At 50.3% G+C, this 25,791-nt stretch carries 21 protein-coding genes and 1 other annotated feature; of the genes, 8 read left to right on the top strand and 13 right to left on the bottom strand.

Going from position 1 to position 25,791, the window contains the following annotated elements:
• Positions 1-12: 12 nt before the first annotated feature.
• The 6 genes from ACSZLD_RS01285 to sppA all read right to left on the bottom strand — a co-directional run bounded on the left by ACSZLD_RS01285 (position 13) and on the right by sppA (position 6,078).
• Positions 13-1,200: an acetate kinase gene (locus tag ACSZLD_RS01285; protein ID WP_377910144.1), complete on the bottom strand. Its 1,188-nt coding sequence runs from the start codon at positions 1,198-1,200 to the stop codon at positions 13-15.
• Positions 1,201-1,402: 202 nt separating this feature from the next.
• On the bottom strand, positions 1,403-2,389 hold the full coding sequence (locus ACSZLD_RS01290) for a class I SAM-dependent methyltransferase (RefSeq protein ID WP_444684016.1): 987 nt from the start codon (positions 2,387-2,389) through the stop codon (positions 1,403-1,405).
• A gap of 81 nt (positions 2,390-2,470) precedes the next feature.
• Positions 2,471-3,838, bottom strand: a complete 1,368-nt coding sequence (locus ACSZLD_RS01295; RefSeq protein WP_444684017.1) for a hypothetical protein — start codon at positions 3,836-3,838, stop codon at positions 2,471-2,473.
• A 142-nt stretch (positions 3,839-3,980) separates the two neighbouring features.
• A complete protein-coding gene (gene tpx / locus ACSZLD_RS01300) occupies positions 3,981-4,472 on the bottom strand; it encodes a thiol peroxidase (protein ID WP_377910147.1) in 492 nt (163 codons plus the stop codon).
• 42 nt (positions 4,473-4,514) lie between these two features.
• Positions 4,515-5,078 carry an RDD family protein gene (locus ACSZLD_RS01305; RefSeq protein WP_444684018.1) on the bottom strand — a complete coding sequence of 188 codons (564 nt, stop codon included), beginning with the start codon at positions 5,076-5,078 and terminating at the stop codon, positions 4,515-4,517.
• Positions 5,079-5,088: 10 nt separating this feature from the next.
• On the bottom strand, positions 5,089-6,078 hold the full coding sequence (gene sppA, locus ACSZLD_RS01310; protein WP_377910149.1) for a signal peptide peptidase SppA: 990 nt from the start codon (positions 6,076-6,078) through the stop codon (positions 5,089-5,091).
• A gap of 110 nt (positions 6,079-6,188) precedes the next feature.
• Here sppA and ACSZLD_RS01315 point away from each other — a divergent pair, with 110 nt between their 5' ends.
• Positions 6,189-6,986: an NAD kinase gene (locus tag ACSZLD_RS01315; protein WP_377910150.1), complete on the top strand. Its 798-nt coding sequence runs from the start codon at positions 6,189-6,191 to the stop codon at positions 6,984-6,986.
• 33 nt (positions 6,987-7,019) lie between these two features.
• Here the strand turns inward: ACSZLD_RS01315 and ACSZLD_RS01320 are convergent, their stop codons facing one another.
• The 5 genes from ACSZLD_RS01320 to ACSZLD_RS01340 all read right to left on the bottom strand — a co-directional run bounded on the left by ACSZLD_RS01320 (position 7,020) and on the right by ACSZLD_RS01340 (position 13,862).
• Positions 7,020-8,615 carry an amidohydrolase gene (locus ACSZLD_RS01320; RefSeq protein WP_377910151.1) on the bottom strand — a complete coding sequence of 532 codons (1,596 nt, stop codon included), beginning with the start codon at positions 8,613-8,615 and terminating at the stop codon, positions 7,020-7,022.
• 253 nt (positions 8,616-8,868) lie between these two features.
• Positions 8,869-10,080, bottom strand: a complete 1,212-nt coding sequence (gene thiI / locus ACSZLD_RS01325) for a tRNA uracil 4-sulfurtransferase ThiI (RefSeq protein ID WP_444684019.1) — start codon at positions 10,078-10,080, stop codon at positions 8,869-8,871.
• Positions 10,077-11,225, bottom strand: a complete 1,149-nt coding sequence (locus ACSZLD_RS01330) for a cysteine desulfurase family protein (protein WP_444684020.1) — start codon at positions 11,223-11,225, stop codon at positions 10,077-10,079. Before ACSZLD_RS01330 ends, thiI begins: the two co-directional genes overlap by 4 nt.
• A 335-nt stretch (positions 11,226-11,560) precedes the next feature.
• Positions 11,561-11,968 (bottom strand): hypothetical protein, encoded by a 408-nt coding sequence (locus ACSZLD_RS01335; protein WP_444684021.1) that lies wholly within the window; start codon positions 11,966-11,968, stop codon positions 11,561-11,563.
• A gap of 181 nt (positions 11,969-12,149) precedes the next feature.
• Positions 12,150-13,862: a septation ring formation regulator EzrA gene (locus ACSZLD_RS01340; protein WP_377910155.1), complete on the bottom strand. Its 1,713-nt coding sequence runs from the start codon at positions 13,860-13,862 to the stop codon at positions 12,150-12,152.
• 252 nt (positions 13,863-14,114) lie between these two features.
• Between ACSZLD_RS01340 and hisJ the strand changes: the two genes are divergently transcribed.
• From hisJ to rpsD, 3 genes are all read left to right on the top strand, one after another.
• Positions 14,115-14,942: a histidinol-phosphatase HisJ gene (gene hisJ / locus ACSZLD_RS01345; protein WP_377910156.1), complete on the top strand. Its 828-nt coding sequence runs from the start codon at positions 14,115-14,117 to the stop codon at positions 14,940-14,942.
• A gap of 54 nt (positions 14,943-14,996) precedes the next feature.
• Positions 14,997-15,476: a free L-methionine (R)-S-oxide reductase MsrC gene (gene msrC / locus ACSZLD_RS01350; protein ID WP_377910157.1), complete on the top strand. Its 480-nt coding sequence runs from the start codon at positions 14,997-14,999 to the stop codon at positions 15,474-15,476.
• Between the two features lie 435 nt (positions 15,477-15,911).
• Complete coding sequence (gene rpsD / locus ACSZLD_RS01355) at positions 15,912-16,514, top strand: 30S ribosomal protein S4 (protein WP_377910158.1); 603 nt, start codon at positions 15,912-15,914, stop codon at positions 16,512-16,514.
• 696 nt (positions 16,515-17,210) lie between these two features.
• Here rpsD and tyrS read toward each other — a convergent pair.
• Complete coding sequence (tyrS, locus tag ACSZLD_RS01360; RefSeq protein WP_377910159.1) at positions 17,211-18,485, bottom strand: tyrosine--tRNA ligase; 1,275 nt, start codon at positions 18,483-18,485, stop codon at positions 17,211-17,213.
• A gap of 55 nt (positions 18,486-18,540) precedes the next feature.
• Positions 18,541-18,752: a binding site (T-box leader), on the bottom strand.
• Positions 18,753-18,897: 145 nt separating this feature from the next.
• Between tyrS and ACSZLD_RS01365 the strand changes: the two genes are divergently transcribed.
• The 4 genes from ACSZLD_RS01365 (at position 18,898) to ACSZLD_RS01380 (ending at position 24,864) form a co-directional block, all read left to right on the top strand.
• Positions 18,898-22,302 (top strand): transglycosylase domain-containing protein, encoded by a 3,405-nt coding sequence (locus tag ACSZLD_RS01365; protein WP_444684022.1) that lies wholly within the window; start codon positions 18,898-18,900, stop codon positions 22,300-22,302.
• Positions 22,303-22,450: 148 nt separating this feature from the next.
• Positions 22,451-23,086, top strand: coding sequence for a GNAT family N-acetyltransferase (locus tag ACSZLD_RS01370; protein WP_444684108.1), 636 nt, complete (start codon positions 22,451-22,453; stop codon positions 23,084-23,086).
• Between the two features lie 18 nt (positions 23,087-23,104).
• On the top strand, positions 23,105-23,707 hold the full coding sequence (locus ACSZLD_RS01375) for a CBS and ACT domain-containing protein (RefSeq protein WP_377910161.1): 603 nt from the start codon (positions 23,105-23,107) through the stop codon (positions 23,705-23,707).
• Complete coding sequence (locus ACSZLD_RS01380; protein WP_377910163.1) at positions 23,704-24,864, top strand: acetoin utilization protein AcuC; 1,161 nt, start codon at positions 23,704-23,706, stop codon at positions 24,862-24,864. Before ACSZLD_RS01375 ends, ACSZLD_RS01380 begins: the two co-directional genes overlap by 4 nt.
• 105 nt (positions 24,865-24,969) lie before the next feature.
• Here ACSZLD_RS01380 and ACSZLD_RS01385 read toward each other — a convergent pair whose 3' ends face one another.
• The gene (locus ACSZLD_RS01385; RefSeq protein WP_377910164.1) at positions 24,970-25,692 is read right to left on the bottom strand and encodes a 5'-methylthioadenosine/adenosylhomocysteine nucleosidase; all 723 of its coding nucleotides are present in this window, start codon (positions 25,690-25,692) and stop codon (positions 24,970-24,972) included.
• Positions 25,693-25,791: the final 99 nt, after the last annotated feature.

Here is a 25,791-nt window from a genome sequence, read left to right on the forward strand (position 1 = left end):
CTTGTTATCTTATTAATGAGCGAGTCGCAGCGTATCGCGTGCAATCATTACTTCTTCATTCGTTGGAATGACGAGCACTTTTACTGGAGAATGCGGATAGTTGATAAACGCCTCTTCGCCCCGCGTCTTGTTCAGTGCAGGATCCCAGTATATCCCCATAAATTCGAGGCCTTTGAGCACCTGGGAGCGGATCACATCACTGTTTTCCCCGATTCCTGCCGTGAAAATAACGGCATCAAGACCATGCATACGAGCCGCGTAGGAACCGATATATTTATGAATTCGTGATGTAAACACATCCAGCGCCAGCTTCGCCCGTTCATTGCCATCGGAAGCCTGAAGTTCAATATCGCGCAGGTCGCTGGAAAAGCCGGACAATGCGAGCATACCGCTGCGCTTGTTCAGTACGTTCATTACTTCTTCAGCACTTAGATCTGCCTTTTCCATAATGTACGGGATCAGAGCCGGGTCAATGTTTCCGGAACGCGTCCCCATCGTGACACCTGCAAGCGGGGTAAAGCCCATGGAAGTGTCAATCGATTTACCGCCGTCAATCGCTGCAATGGACGCACCGTTGCCCAAGTGGCAGGAAATGAGGCGCAGATTTTCGACAGGACGGCCAAGCATTTCAGAGGCACGCTCCGAGACATATTTGTGCGACGTTCCGTGAAAACCGTATTTCCGAATGCCGTATTTCTCATAATATTCATACGGAAGGCTGTACAAATAAGACTCTTCCGGCATCGTCTGGTGGAAGGCTGTGTCAAATACCGCTACAGCTGGTACGTTTGGAAGCACCTCCCGAAAAGCCCGAATACCAGTCAGGTTGGCCGGATTATGAAGCGGCGCGAGCTCTGACACATCCTCAATCCCCTGAATAACCTCATCCGTAATAAAGACGGAATCGTTGAACTTCTCTCCGCCGTGCACGACACGGTGGCCGATTCCTTCAATTTCATCCAGAGATGAGATAATCCGGTAGCGTGTCAGCTTATCAAGCAGCAGTCTCACCGCCTCTGCATGATCCGGGATGGACGTCGTTTCCTTTCTCTTTTCGCCATCTACCTCTATTGCAAATACAGCGTCATCCATTCCAATCCGTTCCACAAGGCCCTTAGTTACGACCGTCTCTTCAGGCATCGTCAGCAGCTGAAACTTCAGTGATGAGCTGCCGGCGTTGATCGCCATGATTTTCGACATCTGTTCATCGCTCCTTCATCGTGTATACGATTGTTTGTCAACCATAATTAAAACACTGTGCAGAGCAGAATGCAACCTCTGTGCTAACTAAAAATAAAAACAGAATTGTAACACAATAACATTTCAAAAACGTTGCAATGAAAGGGTTTTCTTCACTAAAAAGAAAACTATACTACACCATGCCGATTCTGAATTGATACAGTCATTCGTGGACGTTATCCTCTATCCATCCAGAGATCCGTTTCATCATATCTGCCAAAGCCGCTTCTTTTGTAAACGAAGGCATCTCTGCAAGCAGCGCCTGCGACGGAGGCACAATGCCATCCTTTTTTTTACGCAGGATCAACATACTTTTCCCGGAACCACGTGTCTTAAACATTGTTTCCGGCAGCTGCAGCACCGCATAAATGTGCGCGCTCTTCCGGATCATCTCCTGAAGCTGTGCTGCCTGATTGGAGTGAAACAGCTGATTTGGCACGAGCAGCACAAGGAAGCCGCCCTCTTTCACGTGCCGAATAGACCGCTCTATCAGCAAATGGTGCACATACGTTTTTTCCTCCTCTGCTTTAACGAGGAAGCCGGACGCTGTCTCATCATCGGGATAGTATCCTGCTGGCAGATCACATACGACTGCATCCGCATGATCGAGCAAAGGGGAGGCGACGCTGTCCTGATGGAAAAGATCGACCTCATGCTCCTGCAGGTTTGCATTCATAAATGCCAGTTTCAGCAGCGTTTCATCTGGTTCAGCTGCAACGAAATGAGCGTCCATGGGCAGCTGATTCAAAACGGCTGTCATCAAATTTCCGCTGCCTGCTGCAGGATCAAGCAGCACTGGCTTGCCTTCTTCCTTTTGCAGCAGCAGGTTGGTCAGGTACCCCATGAACAACGCCACCGCATCCGGCGTCATCGCATGGTGTGGCTGGACGGCTTCCTTCATCCCTTTTAAAACCGCCAGCTGAATAGCTCTTCTGACTTCTTCCCGATGCATCTGAGATGGAAGCGAAGCAGCAGCTTGTTCCAGCTCTGCGCGCAGGTCCTCCCCGGCTAATGCAAAATTGCGTTGAAACAGTGCTTCTCCCATCGTACCGAGCGCTTCTATATATAGATTATCCTCTTTTGCGCGGATCTTTTCCGTACCTTGATCGAGCACTTGAAAATACTGCTCTGTTTTTGTAGACTCCTTCATTGGTCCATCCCTTCTTTCATAAAGTCGTACCCAGTCATCCACCTTAGCAGATATGGCAAATCCGGAAAACTAAAACCTCATTTACAGCACCAAATAGGCGACGAATATGCTGACGATGAAAAAGGCACCTGCGAATACGAGATTGTGCAGCGAGATCCGGTATGGGTTCTCACTGAGGTTGGCAGATGTAATTTGTACAAACAGGCCGTACGTGTTTACCGTCAGTGTAGCAATCGAACTTGTGATCAAAATAATCGACAGACTGAGCGGGCTGATCACGCTCATGAGCAGCGGACTAAGAGAACTGAGAATGCCGATTGTCGCAATTGGATGCACCCCGAACAGGCTGAGAAATACAAAAGTTATCTGGATCAGCATGAACACGAGAATCGGATAATCCTGCACATACATCACCGGGGCTTCCAGCAGCTCCAGCAGTCCAGTCTGCTCCAGAGCCGCCGCAAAAAATGAGAGGGTCAGAAACAATACAAAAAAGTGCTGCATCGTATTTGTTTTCTCTTTCCACGTTTGCCAGCCGATACGCAAGAAGCGCCGGCGCCGCCGCAGTACAAGCGACCAGCAAAAAGCGAATGGAAAAATGAGGAGCGTAACAGTCAGAATAAAATCAAATCCAGTTACGTTTCCCATAATAATGACCGCGGCAAGAAAAATACTCAGCGCAGCAAATAAATGAATCATGCTGCCTGCGAGCCGCTTCCACCCGCTCCAGTCAAGCGACACCATGCCCTCTTGATCAAGCGGTTCATTCCTGTAGCGTACGTAGTTCCAGAGAGCATCCCCGCAGAACATGAGTAGCGCGATCAGCAGCAGCCACGGGAGAAGCTCCAGATACGCAGTGCCGGTGATGAAAATAGTGAGGGCAATGAGCACCTCCAGCGGACTCCAGATCAATGCGAGTGAATTCCCCCGCAAAGTCGCCCGGCTGATAAACGTATTACGAAGCCGCACTGGCAGTGACGCTAAATTCCGACGCAAAACACCTTGTGATATGGGGGCTGCGGACAGGTTTAAAAAGGCAGTCAGAATGACGGAGGTAAACAAGCTGCGTGGGTAAAGACTCCCGAGACTGTCCGCGTTGACCCGCAGCAGCTCTGCTATTTTCCGGTCAAATTTGCCGCTTTCGACGACGCTTTTCATCCACGGCAGCATGAGCAGCAGCGCCAGCAGCCCGTAGTTGTCTGTTAACAAAAACGGGACTTCCACAAGCGAGCCTCCTGCATACCAGTGAAAAACCGCACCAGCCCCCATAAAGCCCGCTCCTAATATTTTAAACAAACGAGGCGCTCCCGGATACGAGAGTACGAGCAGCACGACTGCAGCCGGTGCCAGCATCCATTCCAGCAGCGGATTTCCGGTAAAGACGACAAGCAGGTACAGCGCAATCACCGGCGTGTAAATCATATATAAGTATGGCTGAATCCATCTCACCTAAAACGCCTTCTTTCACGATGCTGCTGTTATACAGCAGCTTTCAAAGTTCAACAGCATGCGGCGTAACAGAACGGAGCTGACCCGGCATCTGCCGGTCAGCTCCGTTCTTTCCGTATCCTGTTTCATCTGGCTTCATGCCTTAATCGGCTTGCTTCAATGCTTCGATTGCTTTGTCGTACTCCGGGTGTCCGCTCACTTCTCCAACAATTTCGCTGTACACAATCGTTCCAGAGCTGTCTACAACAAATACCGCTCTCGACAATAGGCGGAGCTCTTCGATCACGAGACCGTAAGCTGTACCGAAATCGAGCGTTTTGTGGTCTGAATAAATGTGAGCACCCTCAAGTCCGGCGTTTGCACACCAGCGGCGCTGGGCAAAAGGCAAGTCTGCACTGATCGTCCAAATTTCAGCGTTCTCCACTGCAGCTGCTTCTTCATTGAAGGTGCGCGTCTGCTTATCACATGTGCTCGTATCAATTGACGGAACAACACTGATGAGCGTTTTCGTTCCGGCTTCGAACGTCACCTCCGATAAATCCGTTCCGAGCACGGTAAAGGAAGGGGCTTTCTCCCCTGTCTGTGGCTGTGCTCCGCTGAGGGTAACTGGTTTTTCTTTGAACGTAATTCCCATCGGTATCCATCCTCTCATTCATTCGTTTACGAATTTACTGTATCATACGCCTGGGGAACTTTCCAATTGCTGCGGTCTCTCTTCCCTGCGTTCTGGTACCGTTACAGTAGCACGCTTCTCCATAACAACTACCGTATCACCAAGAAAATCGTGGATCCCACGCTTCTTCGGGTGAAACGCAACAACGAGATACAAAGCATTTGTTACAATCAAAAACCGGTGTAAAAACCGCCCGACAAATTCGCGGAACAGCACATCCATCCATGACATCTCTTCATGTCGGAAGGAAACGACGCGCAGGCCGAAAAGCTGTTTGCCGAGCGTCCGTCCCGTATATTTCGTGAGCAGGATGAAATACAAAAAGGTCACCAGTCCGGATAAGATGCCGCTCACACTGAACGTGAGAATAGTTACGTCGGTTCCTGTAACTGCAAAATACAGTCCAGTTACAGCTGCGCTTGCAGAGAACGTGACGAGAATGTCGACCGTATACGCCCAGAGACGAATCCAGAAACCGGCCTGCATGTATTCTGCAGCAGGAGCGTAAGGGACGGCGTGTGGTTCTTCTGCCTGCACTGTTTCTGTTGCTTCTGTGTGTTCATTCATCTTGCTCACCTCAGTTCGTATAAAGATACAGGAGTCTGCCGCCCTGATTTTGATGGAGCCATTCTGTCAGCTGATTCAGCTGACGCTGTTCAAACAATGAATCCATCGTAAGGCCAAAAAAGGACCCGAATCCAAAACCTTGTTCATATTCAACCACATCTGTATCACGGCCGAGGTCTTCTTTCATATCCTCAATCACGTCTTCGAGATTTCCGAGATCATCAATTAGGCCATTTTCCACTGCCTGGTTTCCGGTGAAAATTCGGCCGTCTGCTAATTCCTCTACTTCTGAGCGGCTCAAATCACGTCCGCCTTCAATAACATCAAGAAACTGCTCGTAAGCGTCATCTACAATTGACTGCAGAATTTCCTCATCCTCATCTGTCATTTCACGAGTCGCTGACATGATATCTTTGAATTCTCCGCTTTTGATCGTCTGATCACTGATCCCGAGCTCGTCTGCAAGCTCCGCAAAGTTGATCGACTGCATAATGACTCCAAGTGAGCCGGTAATCGTCTGGCCGTTTGCGTAAATCCGATCGGCAGGAGCAGAAACGTAATACCCGCCGCTTGCTGCCTGACCGCCCATCGACACGTAAATGTCCTTGGCATACTCATCACGAACTTCGACAATTTTGTCATGTATTTCATCGCTTTCCACAACGCCTCCGCCCGGCGTATCTACTCGCAGAACGATACCGTCCACCGATGCGTCGCGAGCTGCGTGGTCCAGCTGATCGAGTAACAGCTGATGGTTGTACCCTCCGCCAAAGAGAGCGTCGCCTCCAGCCTGAATAATTCCTTCAAGACGGATAACCGCAATTTTCCCGTCATCGGTCCCCTGCTCCACCAGCCGCTCCTGTACCGGTTCATCAGCGAATCCAGGGAATCCGCCGGCAAAATCATCTGTATCTGCCGGTGAGGTGACGAGGCTGACCGCTCCCGATACGGCAATAATAGCTAATACTGCCACAAGGGCAATCCAACGTTTTGCATTCATTATGTACTCCTCCTCTTTCATTGTTTTTCTTCCTTACTGCGCGGTTCTGTCTGTTTTGGTAGAATAAACATGTACGTATCATGACTGGAATCAGAAAGGGTGCTTATGCTATGACTGACCGTAAAAATGTCTATCTGTTTTCCAAAAAAACAGAAGAAATTGAACAAAAAATACTTGAGTTCCGGGAACTTGGACGAAAATACGGATTCAAGCTTGTCGACCACCCGAAAGATGCCAACATCATTGCGAGCTTCGGCGGCGACGGAACGTTTCTGCAGGCGCTTCAAAAAACAGGCTTCCGGGAAGACGCCCTCTATATCGGCATCAACGACGGAGAGTTCGGTTTTTATACCGACTTCAGCATCCACGATCCGGACCGGGTAGAACTCGCGATGCAGTCTGACATGGTGGAGGTGCTGCGCTATCCGACACTGGAAGTTACGACTGACGACGGACAAAAGTTTCACTGCCTTAACGAATTATCCATCCGCTCCAACATTATTAAAACATTTGTCATCGATGTTTACGTGGACGGCCTTTACTTTGAAACCTTCCGCGGAGATGGCCTCCTCGTTTCCACGCCAACAGGAAGCACGGCCTATAACAAGTCCCTCGGGGGCGCAATCGTCGACCCGAAGCTCCCGTCCATGCAGCTGACAGAAATGGCGTCCGTGAACAACAACAGGTACCGCACGCTCGGTTCGCCGCTTGTGATGGGAAAGGAACGGGAGCTTACGCTGAAAATAGTACAGGACGGCAATGATCATCCAATCGTCGGAATCGATAATGAAGCAATGGGAATCCGGCACAGCCACGAGCTTCACGTAAAAGTGTCAAACCGGATCGTCAAAACGCTTCGAATGAAAGACAATCTCTTTTACCATAAAGTCAAACGAAGCTTTCTTTAACCAGATGCCCCGCGCTGCTCAGCAGATGCGGGGTTACTGCTGTTCTGCACATTCCGGATTGCGGTGATAGACAATCGTATCATCCACTACTGTCATCACCGTTTTGACGTGCAGCCACTCATCAGGCTCCAGTAATGAAAGATCCCTGCTCAAGACGGTAAAGTCAGCTCGGTAGCCTGGCTTTACCATCCCCGCTTTATGTTCTTCGGAAACGGCCGCCGCACTCCCTGACGTAAACAGGCGCAGCGCCTCAAAGAGCGTGAGCTTTTGATCAGGAAGCCATCCCTCATGAGCTTCATCGTGGCGCCGGCGCGTAACCGCGGCATGAATACCAAGCAGCGGATCGACCGGTTCGATCGGGGCATCCGAGCCACCCGCACAGATCAATCCGTCCTCGAGCAGCGTTTTCCATGCAAATGAATGAGGGAGCCTGTCTTCCCCCAGTCGGTCCATTACCCATGGAAAATCAGAGGCCGTAAAGCGCGGCTGAATATCGAGCGCCACTTGCAGATTTCTCAGCCGGCTGCGAAGCTCGGGTGTCGTTACCTGCAAATGAATCAAGCGGTCTCGTTTCCCTGCCGGAGGCGGATCGTTCTCAATTGCTGTCACTGCCATCTCCAGCGCCTCATCTCCGATTGTATGCACGGCTACCGGCATTTGCAGCGTCCGTGCCTTTTTCACGATCGCTTCCAGCTGCTGCTGAGTATGTATCGCCACTCCTGATGTGTCCGCATCGGAATAAGGAGCTTTTAAGAGCGCGGTCCGCCCACCGAGTGCCCCGTCAGCAAACAATTTTATCGATCCCGGCTGCAGAAATTCCGATTCGGGAAATGAATCCAGCACATCGACAGCTTCATGGTGTACCAGTAAATTGGTCCGGAATTTTCGATGGGGTCCAATTACCTCCCGAAAGACAGAAGCCGTTTCTTCCGGCTTGTTGTAATAAAACAGATCCTCCGTATGTCCACCGGTAAAGCCATGCTGATACAGATCAGCAAGCGCCGTTTCCAGGGCGCGCTTCACATAATTCCGGTCGATCTTAGGTAAATAAGGCTTAATCAATTCCTGTGCCTGGTCGTGTAAATAACCAGTCGGCTCTCCATCGTCCCAGCGTTCGATCCTTCCTCCTGCCGGTGACTGCGTTTCTTTTGAAACACCGGCAAGCTCAAGAGCAGCAGAATTTACCGCCATCGCATGCCTGCACACTCGTGTAATCATGATCGGTTTCGTCGCTGATATTTCGTCCAAAAACAACCTGTCCGGAACCGTCCGGTTTTCATATAAGTTTTCGTTAAAGCCTTCTGCGAGCACCCACTCGCCATCAGGTACTGCCGCAGCCTGCTGCTCGAGCAGTTTTTTCAGCTGATCCAGGCTTGTAACTGACGATACGTCCAGCTTCAGCAGCTTTTCCCCGTGGCCGATCATATGCAGATGGCTGTCGATAAAGCCCGGGTACAAAGCGCCTCCGCGAAGGTCGACTTCTTTATGAATCGATGCCCCAAATTCCGAGCGCAGCGCTTTTTCTGAACCGATCGCTGCAACGATGCCGTTTTCCGTGAAAACAGCCTCCTCCCTTCGCTCTTCTTCTGTCATCGGTACAACTGTTCCTCCAAACCAAAGTGTCCCCATTTCCGCTTTCCTCCTTTACCTTTCTATTATGGCGTTATCGAGCCATCTCCTGCAAGCAGTAGCCTCCTATTTGCACACAGAACAACGGTATACACCTCCAGTTTCCTTACACGGCGACCAACGCCGCTGCAGGTTATCCAAAACCGTTCTGCCCGGCAGGCGGACAGACGACTGGCATGCTTTGGCAGAGCCAGCGCTCCCTATCAAAAAAAGCAGAATCCCTTCTCAAAGATTCTGCCTGCCGCAGCGGACCTTAAAAAAGGTCCTCCAGTTCTTTATCCTGCTTTGTTCTGCCGTCAATCGTCCGGACCTCGGTTCGTTCAACTGCATCCGCTACGATATCATCGATTGCGAGAAAACTTTCATAGTAGGCTACTTTCTCAGCGTTTGGTTTCGTCTTCGGATCAGCCGGAAGAAAAATCGTGCAGCAGTCCTCAAAAGGACGAATCGATATATCGTATGTGCCGACCTCCCGGGCTTTTTCAGTGATCTCCAGTTTATCTTGTGTGATCAGCGGCCTGAGAACCGGCATCGACGTCACCTGATTGATCGCATACATGCTGTCTAACGTTTGGCTTGCCACTTGACCAAGGCTTTCCCCGCTGATCAGCGCCTTGATGTCCTCAGCATTCGCCAGCTGTTCCGCCATTCGCAGCATAAAGCGCCTCATCACGGTGATCTCTACATTATCCGGCACCTGCTGATGTATCGCCAGCTGTGCTTCTGTAAATGGGACCACGTGCAGCTTCACCGGTCCCCCATACTCAGAAAGGACAGCTGCAAGGTCCTCCACCTTCTGCTTAGCCTGAGGGCTTGTGTATGGCGGACTGTGAAAATGGATAGCTTCAAGCGTTACTCCCCGCTTCATCGCTTCAAAACCAGCAACCGGACTGTCTATTCCACCCGACAGAAGCAAAAGGGCACGACCGCCGGTTCCAGTCGGCAGTCCGCCTGCTCCCTTGTATTTTTTCCCAGTGATTGACGTCCCTTCCTGGCGAATTTCCACGAACAGCTCCACATCCGGATGGTGCACGTCTACGGCCAGCTCAGAAAATTGCTGCAGCACATACTTGCCGATCACCTGGTTCATTTCCTGAGAACCGGTTGGGAATTTTTTATCAATTCGCCGGCATGACACCTTAAACGTACGTTTCCCCTGGTTAACAGCGGATGAAATCGCGGCTGCCGCTCCCTTTTTTATATCGGCTTCGATGTTGGCCGTTCGAACGACGGGACTGACAGAGGAAATGCCGAAAACGTGGCGCAGGGCTTCCAGTACCTTTGCTCCATCCTCTCCGTTCAGCTCCACATAAAGCCTCCCAAACGTTCTTGATGTTGCTGCTTGCGGAAAACGGTGCTGCAGCAGCTGTTGAATGGTTTTTTCCAGGCGCCGTTCGAATTTTTTCCGGTTACGCCCTTTTATCGCAAGCTCCGCATAGCGGATCAGTATCGCATCTTCATTCATGTTCCTGCTCCTTTCGCTGCCGCCACTTGAGGGACAGTCTGCTCCCAGGCCTCAATGAAAGAATGGACCTCAGCTGCAGTAGTCAGTCCGGACAGCGAAATCCGCACTGCACTTTCTGCTACAGCCTGATCGGCTCCCATCTCTTTAAGGACGCTGCTTTCGTTCGATGTTTTTGACGAGCAAGCGCTTGTCGTAGAAATATAGATATCCTTTTCTTCAAGCGCGTGAACGATCGTTTCTGCCATCCTTCCCGGACAGGAAACGTTTAATATATGCGGTGCCCGTTCCGCAGGTGAGTTGATGACTACTTCCGGTCGTGAAGCAAAAAATGCTTCGAGCTGCACGTTCAGCTCCCGCATATGAGCAGCGTGTTCCACCTGGTTTTCCACGGCGAGGCGAAGTGCTTTTACAGCGGCTGCTGCTCCAGCTGGATTCTCCGTCCCTGCTCGTGCACCAGCTTCCTGTCCTCCTCCGAACAAGAGCGGCATGATGTGCCTTGTATCACGGTAAAGCAATAATCCTGTACCTTTTAAGCCGTGTATTTTATGCGCCGAGAGTGACAGAGAGTCTGCCCCGCTCTGTTGAAATGACACTGGAATCTTTCCGATTGCCTGAACAGCATCGACATGAAAATGAACAGTTGGATATTGCTTCAGCATTCGTCCGACTGCCTCAATCGGCATGATCGCACCTGTTTCATTATTGACATGCATCAAACTGACGAGAATGGTATCCTTCCGAAGCGCCTTCTCTATAGATGAGACGGTTACTTCTCCATTCGTATGAGGAGGAACACGCGTCACCTCAAAGCCCTGCCGTTCCAGGTAAGCTGCTGATTCTAAAATGGACGGATGCTCCAGCGAGGAAATGACGAGATGCTTGCCTCTGCTTTGTCTTGCATATGCCGTCCCCTGCACGGCCAGGTTATTTGATTCCGTCGCACCGGATGTAAAGACGACGTGCTGTTGTTTTGCCTCCAGAAATTCCCCTGCTTTGGCACGTGCTTTCTCAAGCAGAGCTGCTGCGTGTCCGCCGAGCTTATGAAGCGAAGATGGGTTGCCAAAGTAGCTGGTGGACGCTCGCGTGAACGTCTCAACTACTTCTTCGTGCGGCATAGTCGTGGCGCTGTTATCCAAATAAATCATGATTGCTGATGCCCCCCCGTGCGTTTATTCACCGGAAAATCCTATCATACATAGACCCGCTTTTCCAGCCCCACTTTTTACCCAGCGAGCCAGGCGTCAGACACATGCCCGCTGGTATTTCGATGAATAAGCAGCAGGCTTCCCATTCTCCTTCCAAGCAAAAAAACGAGCCGTTGGGCTCGTTTCCAGCATGTTGATAACGTTTTATGAATGACTGCTGTCTGCGGACATTTGCTTTCCGGAGGGAACGGGATCGGCTTCCTTCGTGGTGTCCACCGGATCTTCGCCTCGTTTTCGAATTCGACGCTTCGGTGAAGGGATGCCGGTGCACTTGACTACTCGTCTATTGCTTCTAATTCCTCGAGGAAAGCAAGCAGGTCATCGATTGACATTCGCTGATCAGGCGCGGCTTCACGGATGTCCTCAACTTCAAGCCCTTGATCCTTAATCTTCTCAATCAGCTGCTCCGGTACGTCTTCGAGCTCTGTCTTTTCTAAATCTTCGCTTTCTTCTTCAACTGCTGCAGGCGGCTCATCAGCTGGATCTGGATCTGGTTCTGCTGCTGCAGCTGGTTCATCATCCGGCTGCTGCGCATAAAAGTCTACCAATTCCTGTTCTTCCTCTGAAAGAGCTGTTTCAGCCTGATCGGATCCGCTTGGTTCAAATACGGTCATCAATAGCACGCCCCAGACCGCCGCACAGACTGCCCCAGTACCACCGATTATCAACCATTCCTTCTTCACGCTGCTTCAGTCCTTCCGCCTCACATGATATTGGTACTATTATACCCCTTATCGGCACAAATTCAACTACAGTGAACGTTTTGTATGAAATTAGCAGCTGGAAATACGTATAAGCTGTCCGAGAATAAGAGACAATTTCAAAGCCAGACAACGGGATCTCCCCCGCTGTCTGGCTCTGCAGTCAGGCGTTGCCTGCTTTACTGTTCCATTCTGTCGACGTGCCATTTACTTTGTCCAGTACCTGCTTGTCGACTTTTTCGACGCCTTTTACCGAAAGCTCAACTGCTTCCTCATAATGGCCCTGGCGAAACCGGTCTTCTGCTTGAAGCAGCAGAATTTGAACCTCGTCATGCTTCGTGCGGTAACGGTTGCCATATTGAATTACCCGCTCAGCAAGCTCCCCATCTGCAACCATTTTATCAACCATCGCCGCAGCTTTATCAATTTCAGAAGCTGCCTCTGACACCGCACGGCGCACGTCCTCCATGACAAGCGGCGCCTCTTCCAGCTGGGCTTCTGCCTGCGAAAGCTGTTTCTCCGCTTCCAGCAGCTGATTCTTTGTCAGATCCGGCACTCTTGGCAGGGAGCAGCGGTCGACCCGGCGTTTAATTCCCCGAAGGTAGCGCCTCTTTTCCGCAACCGTTTCGACTGCCTTCAGCTCATCCTCGCGAAGATGCCCAAGGTTTACCTTCATATCTTCCAGCGCTGCTTCCACTTCAGCAATATCGGCATCAAGCTCCTTCAGCCTGACTTGAATAGCAGAAAAAGACTGATTGCGCTCTTCTTTTGAAGCTTCGAGTACGCGAAAAGCGGAGACAAGCTCTTTCCACTTCTTTTCACTTGCGGCAAGCTCTGCTTCTTCCTTTTCCGACAGCTGATAGCTGAGCCTGACAGTTTCCAGCTCTTCTTTCATCGCTTCAATCAGCTGACCTGCCTGCTCGAGCTTTGCCGCTGTTTCCGGCAACGCGGTTTCTGCATCCTGGCGCGCAACGGCTTCTTCTTCCAGTTTGCCGTAAATATGCTGAAGATCCTGCTCCACTTCATCCAACAGCAGCGATGAACTGGCGACATCGAGCTCCTCCAGTGCTTCTTCTGCATTGGCACACTTTGCTTCCAGATCTTTTTGAAGCGGCTCCAGATCCAGCAGTTCAACCGGATAGCCCTGCTCCTTCATTTCTGCTATGCCGTCCCCAAGCTCGCGCAGCTGAGCGGGAACGTCACGTTTTACTTTCAGCTGCAGCGCTGGCAGCTCATCGATCAGTTTATTGATGCGGTCCAGTGCTTCCCGGACACCCTGGAGTGTTTCTCTAGCCTGAAAATAGTTGCCCTCTTCCGTCTGCACATGGAACACGGAGAAGTTCCCGTGGGCTGCCTCAAGCTCGCTGTCAATCCGTTCAGCGGCAGTGCCAAGCGAGCCCCGATGGACCCAAAGCTTCTTTTTCGTTTCCTGATAGTACTCTTCTACACGTTGAATATCATGCCGGTTCTGTTCTTCACTATGTACAAGCTCGTGCACTTCATGAATCAGATCGTTAATATGTGCTTCAATCGCGGAAAGCGCCTCTTCCACCACGCCTATCAGCTGACGGGCTCTGCCGAAGCGGTACCGGTTAGCTGCTTCTTCGATGTCAAAAAGCTTTTCTTCAATGTCTGGAAGCTGAACGGTTACAATCTCGTCCCATTCGCGCCGCCATTCATTGAACCGCTCTTCGGTCTCCCCGGAGAGTTTCAGTCCTTTCATCTTAGACAGCTCTTCGGTTACGGGCCGGTTCATCAGCTCCACTTTCCGTCCGCCTAGCCGGTCCACGTCTTTGAAAATGTTCCTGCGTGCCAGTGCCCCATAAATAATACCTGCAAGGAGCAGGGCAATTACTGCATAAATTACATAGCTCATCAGAACCCTCCTTCGCCAGCCTGCTGCTTTAAAAACGTCCTGGACAGCGGTAAATATGTATATAGTCGTGCTATAATAAATGAATTGAAAAGCTTTCTTTTCCTATCTTATCATGACAGACAAGGTTTGGAATAACTTATTCCATAATTTCTTTCAATTAATCTCCCTTTTTTATCCTTTTTACACGGAAAGTTGCTTCAATGCGAACAGCTGTCCGCAGCTGCATGCTATTTAATGAGAGGATGTTCCTGCTTGCACATTAAACACGACGCTCATATACACACTCCTTTTTGCCCGCACGGATCTGCGGATACGATGAACGACTATGCAGAAGCCGCTCTCCGGGCGGGACTTCATGAAATTACCTTCACCGAACATGCGCCGCTCCCTGACGGCTTTGTTGACCCGGTTCCGCATCAGGACAGCAGTATGAAGGCCGCTGATCTGTCTCGTTACTTCGAAGCATGCCAAAAAATGAAACAGGAGTATGCCGGGCATCTGATCATACGGACAGGGCTTGAAGTCGATTATATCGACGGCTGGGAGAACGAAACGAAACGCTTCCTCGATCAGGCTGGACCATCCCTGGATGATGCGATTTTGTCGGTGCATTTCTTGCGCACAGACTCTGGCTACGTCTGTATGGATTACCATGAGGATACATTTGCAGAGCTGATCAAAGTCTGCGGCTCACTGGAAGAAGTGTATCAGCTGTATTATAAAACGGTTCTTGCTTCCGCCTCTGCTGATTTAGGAAAGTGGAAGCCGGATCGGCTGGGTCATATTACGCTCGTACGTAAATTCCAGAAACAGTTTCCGCGAAGCTTTGACGACAGCCCCTGGATTCAGGCAGTCATCGATACAGCGGCAGAAAAAGAGCTGGCGCTTGATGTTAATACGGCCGGTCTTTATAAGCCTCTATGCGAAGAGCACTACCCGCCTGAAGAAGCACTCAAACACGCTCTCGCAAAGGGCGTCCGGCTCGTTTACGGCTCTGATGCGCATAAAAGCAGTCAAGTCGGTGCATCCCGCGCTGCTGTAGACGCATTTTTTACCGAGCAGAGCCCTTTCCACCTCTGATGAGGCTGTGCTATAATGCTCGTCATATACTTTATCTAAAAAGGATGATGACCCATGTTTGAAGCTGTTACCACTTCCGGCACTCTTGAAGAGCAGTATTCGATGCTGTCCCGTCAGCTGGATGCACTCCTTGAGGGGGAGACGGATGTTACCGCGAATCTGAGTAATGCCTCTGCTCTACTCAATCAGTTCCTGAATGATGTCAACTGGGTCGGCTTTTACCTTTGGAAAAACGACGAATTAATTCTTGGACCATTCCAGGGACTCCCGGCGTGTGTGCACATCGCCTACGGCAAAGGGGTTTGCGGCACGGCAGTCAGTGAGCAGAAAACGCAGCGGATCGAAGATGTTCACGCTTTTCCCGGCCACATCGCATGTGACGCTGCTTCCAACTCCGAAATTGTTGTTCCATTATTTAAGGACGGAGAGATTTTCGGCGTGCTCGATATTGACAGTCCTTCTAAAGCCCGTTTTACTGAAACAGATCAGCAGGGCATTGAAGCCTTCGCAGCCGTTCTGGAAAAGCATTTGTAGGAAATAGTAAGAGCGCTCCCTGTCAGATAAACGCGGTGTCACGCTTCTTCAGGCAGCTGGCAATTAGGCAAAGGATCCGGCACAGCCGGGTCTTTTTTGTTTGCAGCCAGCACCATCATCGAAGAACCCGGCCCTGGCTGATTCTGAGACGTACGCCTCTGTCTGCTGGTGAAAAGCGCAGAGCTCTTTTAGGATACTCCTAATTATCCGCAGTAAACTATTGACACAACGGAAGCTTCATTATACACTGTACGTTGTGCAAATAAGACAGCCTGCGTAAACGGCTTTCAGTTCATTTCATTCCCGCGGAACGTCGAGGGGTATTGTGTAACCTCTAGCTGTCGAGGCGAAGATACCTAAAATGAAATGTCTGGGACTCGAGATTACGACCTGTTTATTTCACGAATTCTTTTCAATAAAAAGGAGGAGCTATTTATGGCTCGATACACAGGACCAAGCTGGAAGCTTTCCCGTCGTCTCGGAATCTCTCTGAGCGGCACAGGAAAAGAGCTTCAAAAGCGCCCATACGGACCAGGCCAGCACGGCCCGAATTCCCGTAGAAAAGTAACAGAATACGGACTTCAGCTTCAGGAGAAGCAGAAGCTGCGCCACATGTACGGCATGAACGAGCGTCAGTTCCACAAGCTCTTTGAAATTGCCGGCAAGCGTGAAGGAATCCACGGTGAGAACTTCATGATTCTTCTTGAATCCCGCCTGGACAACCTTGTTTACCGCTTAGGCCTTGCACGTACTCGCCGTGCAGCACGTCAGCTCGTCAACCACGGTCACGTGACTGTTGATGGCCAGCGTGTCGATATCCCATCCTACCGCGTAGCACCTGGTCAGAAGATCTCTCTTCGTGAGCGTTCCATGAACCTGGATGCAGTAAAGGATGCGTTGGAAGTAAACGACTTCGTTCCATCTTACCTTGAGTTTGATGAAGACAAGCGCGAAGGTACGTTCACTCGTCTGCCGGAGCGTTCTGAGCTTCCTGCAGAAATCAATGAACAGCTGATCGTTGAGTGGTATTCCCGTTAATAGCCTCAACATCTCGACCCGGACCACTGCGTCCGGGTCTTTTTTATCGTTTCGCGTCACAGCTTCAGCTGATTTGAGTGTTTTAACGGCTGATTCCGAATGACCACAATAAACAGCTCTTCTCTTTGAAGCAAAGAAGCCCTCTCTGCATCGAGACGGCTTCTTTCAGAGTGTGGATATAGTCATTTCAGGTGAATAAGATGGCATCTGCCTGTATCTGCGGACCCTCGCTTTCCGGAGGGAACGGGCTCAGCTAACCGCTTCTTCCTTTCGTCAGAAGCGCTGGATCTTCGCCTCGTTCTGATCCTCTCGGAGTCGAAGTCCTTCGATGTCGGCAGCTGGCAGTGCGTTTCACGTGCCTGGTTGGGCCTGCACGATCGGCTTCCATTCAGGATAGAACCTTCCGGATGAGACGTTTCCATGTTGAACAGGGGAATCAGTTCTTTATCGAATTCATGATAAACGTAAAAAAGCAGTCGCACCTTCCTGTTGTGACGTTATTCTCCAACAAGCAGAGCCGTTTTCTTGATGTGTCCGGCGGAGGCGCAACAAGCAGTCTGAATATAGCTGAAGGCAAGCCCGCGGCAGGCTCTGTAAGCATAGGGGAAATACAACCAAACGAATACACATGTAAATTGAAAGACTTTTTCAAAACCCTGAAAGAAGCCGTCTCGATGCAGAGACGGCTTCTTTCGTTTACATCCATTTAATAAGAAAGAACTTTTTCTTGCCGCGCCGGATGATCGTAAAGCTGTCTTCCAGCTTCTCTTCTGATTCGACTACTTTGTCGAGATCCTGGCAGCGTTCCCCGTTAATCGAAATCGCCCCGTTTTTAATATCTTCCCGCGCCTGACGCTTCGATGGCGCAATACCGGCTTCAATCAGAAGATCAACGAGCGGCATGCTTTCCGCTTGAATATCAGCGGACGGCACATCCTTAAAGCCTTGAAGGACCTCGTCTTTCGTAAGCTCCTTCAAGCTTCCGCCGCCGAAGAGAGCATGTGTAATGTTCTGTGCCTGGCTGAGTGCTGCCGCACCATGCACAAACGTCGTAAGCTCTTCTGCAAGACGTTTTTGGGCAGCCCGCTCATGCGGCCGCTCTTCCACTTCTTTTTTCAGCTCATCGATTTCGTCGGCGGTTAAGAAAGTGAAGTAATGAAGAAACTTAATGACATCAGAATCCTCCGTATTCAGCAGGAACTGGTAAAATTCATACGGAGATGTTTTATCGGCATCGAGCCAAATAGCTCCGCCCTCTGTTTTACCGAATTTCTTACCGTCCGCTTTCGTGACAAGTGGAATCGTAAACCCAAAGACTGCCTCACGCTCTTCTTCTTCCCTGCCGTACATTCTGCGAATCAGCTCAAGACCTGCAGTGATGTTCCCCCACTGATCGCTTCCGCCGATCTGCAGCTTGACGCCGTGTTCCTTATAAAGATGGTAAAAATCAAGCGACTGCAGAATCTGGTACGTGAATTCGGTAAAAGAGATACCGCTCTGAATCCGTGTTTCAACAGATTCCTTCGCAAGCATGTAGTTCACGCCGAAGTGTTTACCGGTATCACGAAGAAAATCGATGATGCTCATTTGTCCGATCCAGTCATAGTTGTTCATTAATTCCGCAGCGTTATCGCCTTCAAAGTCCAGAAAACGCATCAGCTGACCTTTAATTTTGTCACTGAACTCCTCTACAACGCTCTGCTCGTTTAACGTCCGTTCCACACTTTTACCGCTTGGATCTCCAATAAGACCGGTCGCTCCTCCAACGAGCGGATATGGCTTGTGTCCAGCGAGCTGGAACCTTCTCAGTGTGATAATCGTCAGCAGGTGCCCGATATGGAGACTGTCACCCGTCGGATCAAATCCGCAGTACAGCTTTACCTGCTCCTTATCCAGCAGCTCCTTCAATCCTTCTTCATTCGTCATCTGGTTCACAAGTCCGCGATGCTGTAAATCTTCCAGTAGTGTCATTGACCGTTCCTCCTTCATTATTAGGCGCGCACAAAAAAGCCCCCTGCCGAAATCAGCAAGGGACGTATAGAATAACGCGGTACCACCCATGTTGAAGAGCGCGCAGCTCTCCCACTCTTCCCTGATAACGCCGGGACAGCGCCTCTCATTTCTGAAAGGCCACTCCAAGACCGTAATTCACCGGATGGATCTGCACCGGTTCCCAGCACCACCGGCTCTCTGAAGCAGACGTTCCTTCCCGCTACTTTATCTCTTCTTTGTGGAAATCTTCACGTTGACTTTCCTATTAATAGCACAGTCAAAAAAACAAGTCAAGAGACTCCTGTATGTAATTAAGGCTTGCCTCCTATTTGCGTTCGGCAGCCGTATGCTATAATGTGGAGTGATAATGTTTTCGCGAGGAGGGTTTCAGGTGAGTGAAGAACGTTCTTCACGTACCAGGTTTTTCGGGAGCCGCGGACCAGCTGCTGTAACGAAAGGCGTACGTATTACATCTGCCGTTTTCTGGAATTTATTGCTTATTTTCTTTATCTTAGGGTTGGCAGGTGCAGCGTTTGCCGGAGGTGCAGGAGCAGGCTATTTTGCTTCTCTCGTTCAGGATGAACCAGTACGTGATGTAGAAGAACTCTCAGTTAATATATTTAATTATGAAGAAACGACAGAAGTTTATTTTGCCGGTGAGGAATATCTCGGCGACCTGCCGTCTCCGCTTGAACGACGCGAGGTCGATCTGGAGAACATATCCGATCACCTTATTAACGCGGTGATTGCAACCGAAGACGAATACTTTTACGAGCACGACGGAATCGTTCCGAAAGCACTTATGCGTGCAGTATATCAGGACTTTTCCAATGCCGCTACCCAGACAGGCGGAAGCACACTCACCCAGCAGCTTGTGAAAAACCAGGTGCTCTCGAGTGAAGTCACGCATGACCGGAAAGCTGCTGAAATTCTCCTTGCGATGCGGGTCGAACAGTTTATGGAGAAGGACGAAATTTTGGAAGCATACTTAAACATCGTACCGTTCGGCAGAAATGCCAACGGACGCCAGGTTGCCGGTGCAGAAGCAGCTGCTCAGGGTATTTTCGGTGTCAGTTCTTCTGAGCTTAACATTCCGCAGGCTGCGTTCATTGCAGGAATGCCGCAAAGCCCGTTCTCCTATACTCCTTTTCTAGGCTCAGGTGAAGTGAAGGAGGACATGGACGCCGGTCTGAATCGAATGAATACCGTTTTAAACCGGATGCACAGACACGGCTATATTACGGATGAGGAATATGAAGAGGCGCAGAACTATGACATACGGGAGAGTTTAACGGACCCGACGCCGTCGAGCTATGAAGAATACCCGTTCATCGTAGACACCGTCCGCGACCGTGCTGAACAAGTGATCTTTGAACATCTGCTTGAGGAAGATGATGTCGTACTCGAAGAGATCGAGGACGAAGAATACCGTCAGCTGCAAAGCAGCAATTATCGGGAAGCTGCACGGGAAGCGCTCCAGCGTGACGGATATGTGATTCATACAACGATTGATAAAGAAATATACGATGCGCAGCAGGATGCAGTATCCGAGTATGAGAACTTCGGACCCGACCGTACGGATATTGTCGAAAATGAAGAAGGCGAAGAAGTCGAAGTGACCTATCAGGAGGAAGTCGGTTCTGTACTGATCGACAACCGTACCGGTGCGATCATCAGCTTCGTCGGCGGACGCGATTTTCAGCAGAGCCAGTTCAACCACGCGACAGGAAATGCCCTGCGCCACACTGGTTCAACGATGAAATCGCTACTCACCTATGCTCTCGGTTTTGAAACCGGCGACCTACAGCCAGGGTTCATTACACCAGACACGCCGTATGAATACGAATCAGAAGAAGACCGCGAAGTGACTAACTTTGATAATGATCACAGCGGTATGATCACCGCCCGGGAAGCATTGTCCCGATCCCGAAACGTCCCTGCCGTTCGCGAATTTCACCGCGTCGACCAGGACTTCGCCCGTGAGGCGATGATTAACTACGGTCTTGAGCGGTTTATGTATGATGAAAACCTTCCGTACGAAGGAACGCCGCTTGGTACGATGGGCATGACCGTGGAAGCCAACACAAGCGCCTACTCGGTTTTCGGAAACGAAGGAAAACGCAAGGAAGCGCATATGATTGCGTCCATCGAAGATTCTGAAGGCAACGTGATCTTCGAACAGGATACAGAAGAAGAAATTGAGGTTGTCTCTCCGCAGACTGCCTATCTGATGATTGACGTGATGCGTGATGTAATGGAATCCGGACTCGGTACAGCTCCTAATTTGCCGGGCTACCTCGACTTCGACTCCGATCTCTCCGGAAAAACCGGAACGAGTCAGGCACTGCGAGACTCCTGGTTTGTCGGGTTGAACCCTCACATCACCCAGGGACTCTGGATCGGCTATGACGATGATCAGTTCCGGGTTGTGCAGGAGCATAACGGCATCGGTTATGGCCCGCGTACACAGATGCTCTGGGCAGACCTGGCGAACGCTGCCTATGAAGTTGACCCGGATCTGATGGCGCCGGAGGAAGACTTTGAGCGTCCGGACGGCATCGTGGAAGAAACGATTTGCGGCATTACAGGCATGCTGCCGTCAGACCTTTGTGAAGAAGCAGGATTTGTTACTACCGACCTTTTCAATGAAGAATTTGTTCCGGATGAAACGGACGACAGCCTGGAACGTGTTGACTACGTCCGCGTTAATGGTGATACGTACCTGGCGCTGGACAGCACACCGTCTGAATTCACCCGTCAAGGGGTGTCGATCCAGGATGACTTCTTTGATCTTGGAGATGAAGACCTGTCTGAATACCTTCCGGATGACTGGGACAACCTTATCTCAACCGATGAAGAAGCACCGGATAATGGACGAACTCCTGGTGCCCCATCGATCAGCACCAGCGGCGATACCGTTACGTGGAACGAGCATGAGGAAGGCGATGTCGTCGGCTATCGTGTCTACCGCGCTTCTAATGAAGACGGAGACTTTTCTGAAGTAACGAGCGTCCGCTGGGATGAAGACTTTGAGTATTCAGGCAGCAGCGGAGCCTATTATGTCACAGCAGTCGATGTTGCCGGCCGTGAATCATCCTCGAGTTCAACCGTCACCATTGGCTCCACGAGCAGCGATGACGATGACGACGATAATGATGACAATAACAATAACGGCTCCAATGATTCAGACAACGAATCAGACGATAACGGCAGCAGCAATGACGATGGCAATGACAGTGACAGCAGCAGTAATAATGATGACAGCAGTAACGATACCAGTACGAATGACAGCAGCGATAACAATGCGGACAACAGCAGCAATGCCAATGATAACGAAGATAACAATGGCAGCAATGCAAACAATGGTAATAATAACAACAACAATTCAAACAATGGTAACAACAACAATTCCAACAACGGAGACAATAACAGCAACAATTCGAATGGCGGGAATAATGAATCAAATGAGGAGGCCTCGAACAACGAGGCCTCCTCCCCCTCCAACTCGAACAACGAAAACAACTCTGGAAACAATAACGGCGGCGGGAATAACGCTGAAGAAACAACGGATGACTCAGGTAACAACGAAGCTGACACAAACAATTCCGGCGGAAACAACGAGAGCAGCAACGAAGCCGGAAGCAACAATGGCGGGAATAACAGCGCTGAAAACAACAGTGGTGGCAATAACAGCGCTGACTCCAATAATAACGCCGAAGCAGAATCAAATGCAGATAACGAAAATACAGCAAATAATGACGGGGCGGGAAATGACAGTGGAAACAATAACGAATAGCATGATGCGAACTCCTGCCGGAGCATACGGCAGGAGTTTTTCGTTAAATACATACCAAACCTTTTTGAAAGCGCCTTCAGTATTACCGTAGGTTTGAGTGGCAGACTATGGTATATTAGACATATTAAGAGGGAAGGTAGGGATGGCTTTGAAGCATCGGAAAACATATCACTCTATCACGCATACTGGTAAAGAAAACCGACAGTTTCAGATCGCCGGGCCACTCAGCACCGATACAATTGAACAGGCTGAATTCGATGACGGACTGAAAGCGTTCCGCCAACCCGAACAGCAGAAAAAAGCATTGATTGATGTATCGAAGCTCGAGGAGAGCCGTATTGTTGCTGCCATTGAAAACAATAAAATCGTCGGCTATGCCGTCTATTTATATCCGGATGAAATGGAGCGGTGGTCACAGTACCGATTTGATAACCTGATCGAACTCGGTGCCATTGAAGTATCCATGGATTACCGGGGCCATAACCTCGCAAAAGAAATTTTAAAAGTATCCATGATGGACGATGCCGTTGAAGATTACATTATCATTACAACAGAATACTACTGGCACTGGGACCTTCGCGGGACCGGTCTTTCTATCTGGGATTATCGCGATATCATGGAAAAAGTGATGAAGTCCGGCGGCTTAATGTGGTATGCCACAGACGATCCGGAAATCACCTCTCACCCAGCTAACTGCTTAATGGCCCGAGTAGGCAGCCGTGTAAGCACCGAATCCGTTCACGAATTCGACCGCGTCCGTTTTCAAAACCGTTATATGATCTAATTGATGGAGGTGCAGACAATGAAAATAGAAGAAGTGATGCAAAAAGACGTCATTACGATATCCTCTAATAAATCTGTAACTGAGGCTGCTAAAGCGATGAAGCAGCACGATGTCCGCCACCTTCCTGTTGTTGATGAAGACGGGCTCGAGGGAGTCCTTTCCAACCGGGATGTTCGCGGAGTCGATTCCGGTACGGTAGCAGACTATATGACACGCCACGTACATACCTGCCTGCCAGGGGATTTTGTTGAAGACGCTGCTCACCAGATGCTCGAAAATAAAATACACTGTCTTCCCGTCATTGATCCAAATGAGAAGGTGATCGGCATATTAACCGACACGGATCTGCTGCGGACGCTCGTGCGCCTTACCGGATCAGACCGGCCGTCCTCCCGCGTGGAAGTAGAAGTCGATGATAAAAGCGGCAAGCTGGCTGACGTGACGGCAGTAGCGAAAGAACACGCCCAGAATATCCGCAGCATCTTTGTCATTCCCGCCGAGGACGGCAGAATGCGGATCGTGATGCGATTGCAGACAATGAATCCGGGCCGCTTTGCCCAGGCACTGAAAGAAAACGGCTGTGAACTGATCTGGCCTGAAGAACCGGAGATGACACTATGAAACATGAAGCAGCTTTTGTGTTTTCTGAAGAGCAGCTTGGCTATAAATTTCATGAGGATCACCCCTTTAACCAGCGGCGCCTGACGATGACCAACGACCTTTTAGTAAAAGCAGGGGCCTTGAATGAGGCTGACATTATTCCAGCGCGAATGGCGACGGTGGATGAACTGCTCCTCGTTCACGATGAAGATTTCGTTTCGGCCGTGATGAGTGCAACAGATGGTCAGCATAAATCGTCATTTACAACGAAATACGGGATCGGTACGGAAGACACGCCTGTCTTTCCGATGATGCATGACGCTGCTTCGTGGCTTGTCGGCGGAACGCTGCAAGCAGCCGATCTCGTTTTTGAAAAGAAATATGAGCATGCCCTCAACTTAGGTGGTGGCCTGCATCACGGGTTCCGGGGCAAAGCTTCCGGTTTTTGTATTTACAACGACAGTTCAATCGCGATTGAATACATGAAGCAGAAATACCAGGCACGAGTCCTTTATATTGACACCGATGCGCATCACGGGGACGGTGTGCAATGGGCTTTTTATGACGATCCGGATGTCTGCACGCTGTCGTTTCATGAGAGCGGACGATTTCTGTTTCCGGGAACCGGCCATGTGTCGGAGCGCGGTCACGGCGACGGTTACGGCACTGCCTTCAACGTACCGTTTGAAGCTTTTTCGGAAGACGACACGATGCTTGAAGCATGCGAAAAGGTCATGCGCAAGGTCGTGGAGACGTTCAAGCCGGATGTGATTTTAACCCAAAACGGAGCTGATGCGCACTATTTTGATCCCCTTACACATCTTTGCGGGACGCTTCAATTTTTTCATGAAGTGCCGCGGATTGCCCACGAGCTGGCGCATGAATACTGCGATGGGCGATGGATTGCTGTCGGCGGCGGCGGATACGATATCTGGAGAGTCGTTCCGCGCGCGTGGGGGAGCCTGTGGATGGAAATGAGCGGTCAGACAGCTCTCCGCGAGGAACCGATTCCGGACGATTGGCTTGCAAAGTGGCAGGAAGAGTCTCCCGTGAAGCTGCCCCACTCTTGGCACGATCCAAAAGGACTGTATCCGGAAATTCCCCGCCGCAAGGAAATCAATCAGAAAAATGCCCGTACGGTTAAACAAGCCCTCAAATTTCTTTCTAAACAGACGTGATCGTTCCAAGCCTTCGTGCTGACGGCATAGAAAAAGCAGAAGCCTCCCTTTAGGGACCGGCTTCTGCTTGTTTTTGTTTCGTAATGGTTTTCAGCCCCGCATCTTCTATTGGCTGCTGCTAATTTCAGATGACAGCCTCGTCAGTGCACTGGAAATAATAGCCGCCGAGCGTTCAGCCGTTTCGTACACCCATTTCTGAAAGGCTTCGGGCGCTTCCCCGTTGGCTTTGTCAGACATCGAGCGCAGAATCACGAAGGGGACATCGTGCATCCATGCAATCTGCGCCACTGCTGCACCTTCCATTTCCACACAGTCCGCCTGAAACGTCTGCCTGAGATCCGCTACTTTGTCTTTATCAGCAATGAATTGGTCACCGCTGACCACTTTACCTGCATAGACATTAACATCGTCCTCCAGCTCATTTGCAGCTTCCAAAAGCCGCTGCTGCCAAGATTCATCTGCCGGAATGTCGGCAGGGGTGTCCGACATAGGAATGGTCCCTCTTGGAAACCCCAGTGCTTCTGCCTCAATGTCATGCTGCTGGCATGAGGTGCTGATTACCACATCCCCAATTTCATAGTCAGGATTAGCAGCCCCGGCCACGCCGGTAAAGAGCAGCACATCCACTTCAAACACATCAATCATTTTCTGAGCAGCGGCTGCGGCGTTCACTTTGCCGACACCTGCTTTTGTCAGAACCACATCACACATGCCAAATTTGCCGACCGCATACGTGTTTTTAGCGAGCTGATATTTTTCCTCAACTGTAAGCAGATGCATGAAGTGGGCAATTTCTTCTTCCATTGCACCGATTAATCCGATTTTCATGCGATCCCTCCTCTGTAAAAGCGTCAAAACAGGCTGCCGTCCGCCGCAGCGGAACGACAGCCTCTGCTGACTCCATTGTATCATTTACTGTTCCGTTTG

The sequence above is a fragment of the Alkalicoccus luteus genome (assembly GCF_052061695.1).
GTDB classification, from domain to species: Bacteria; Bacillota; Bacilli; order Bacillales; family Salisediminibacteriaceae; genus Alkalicoccus; species Alkalicoccus luteus.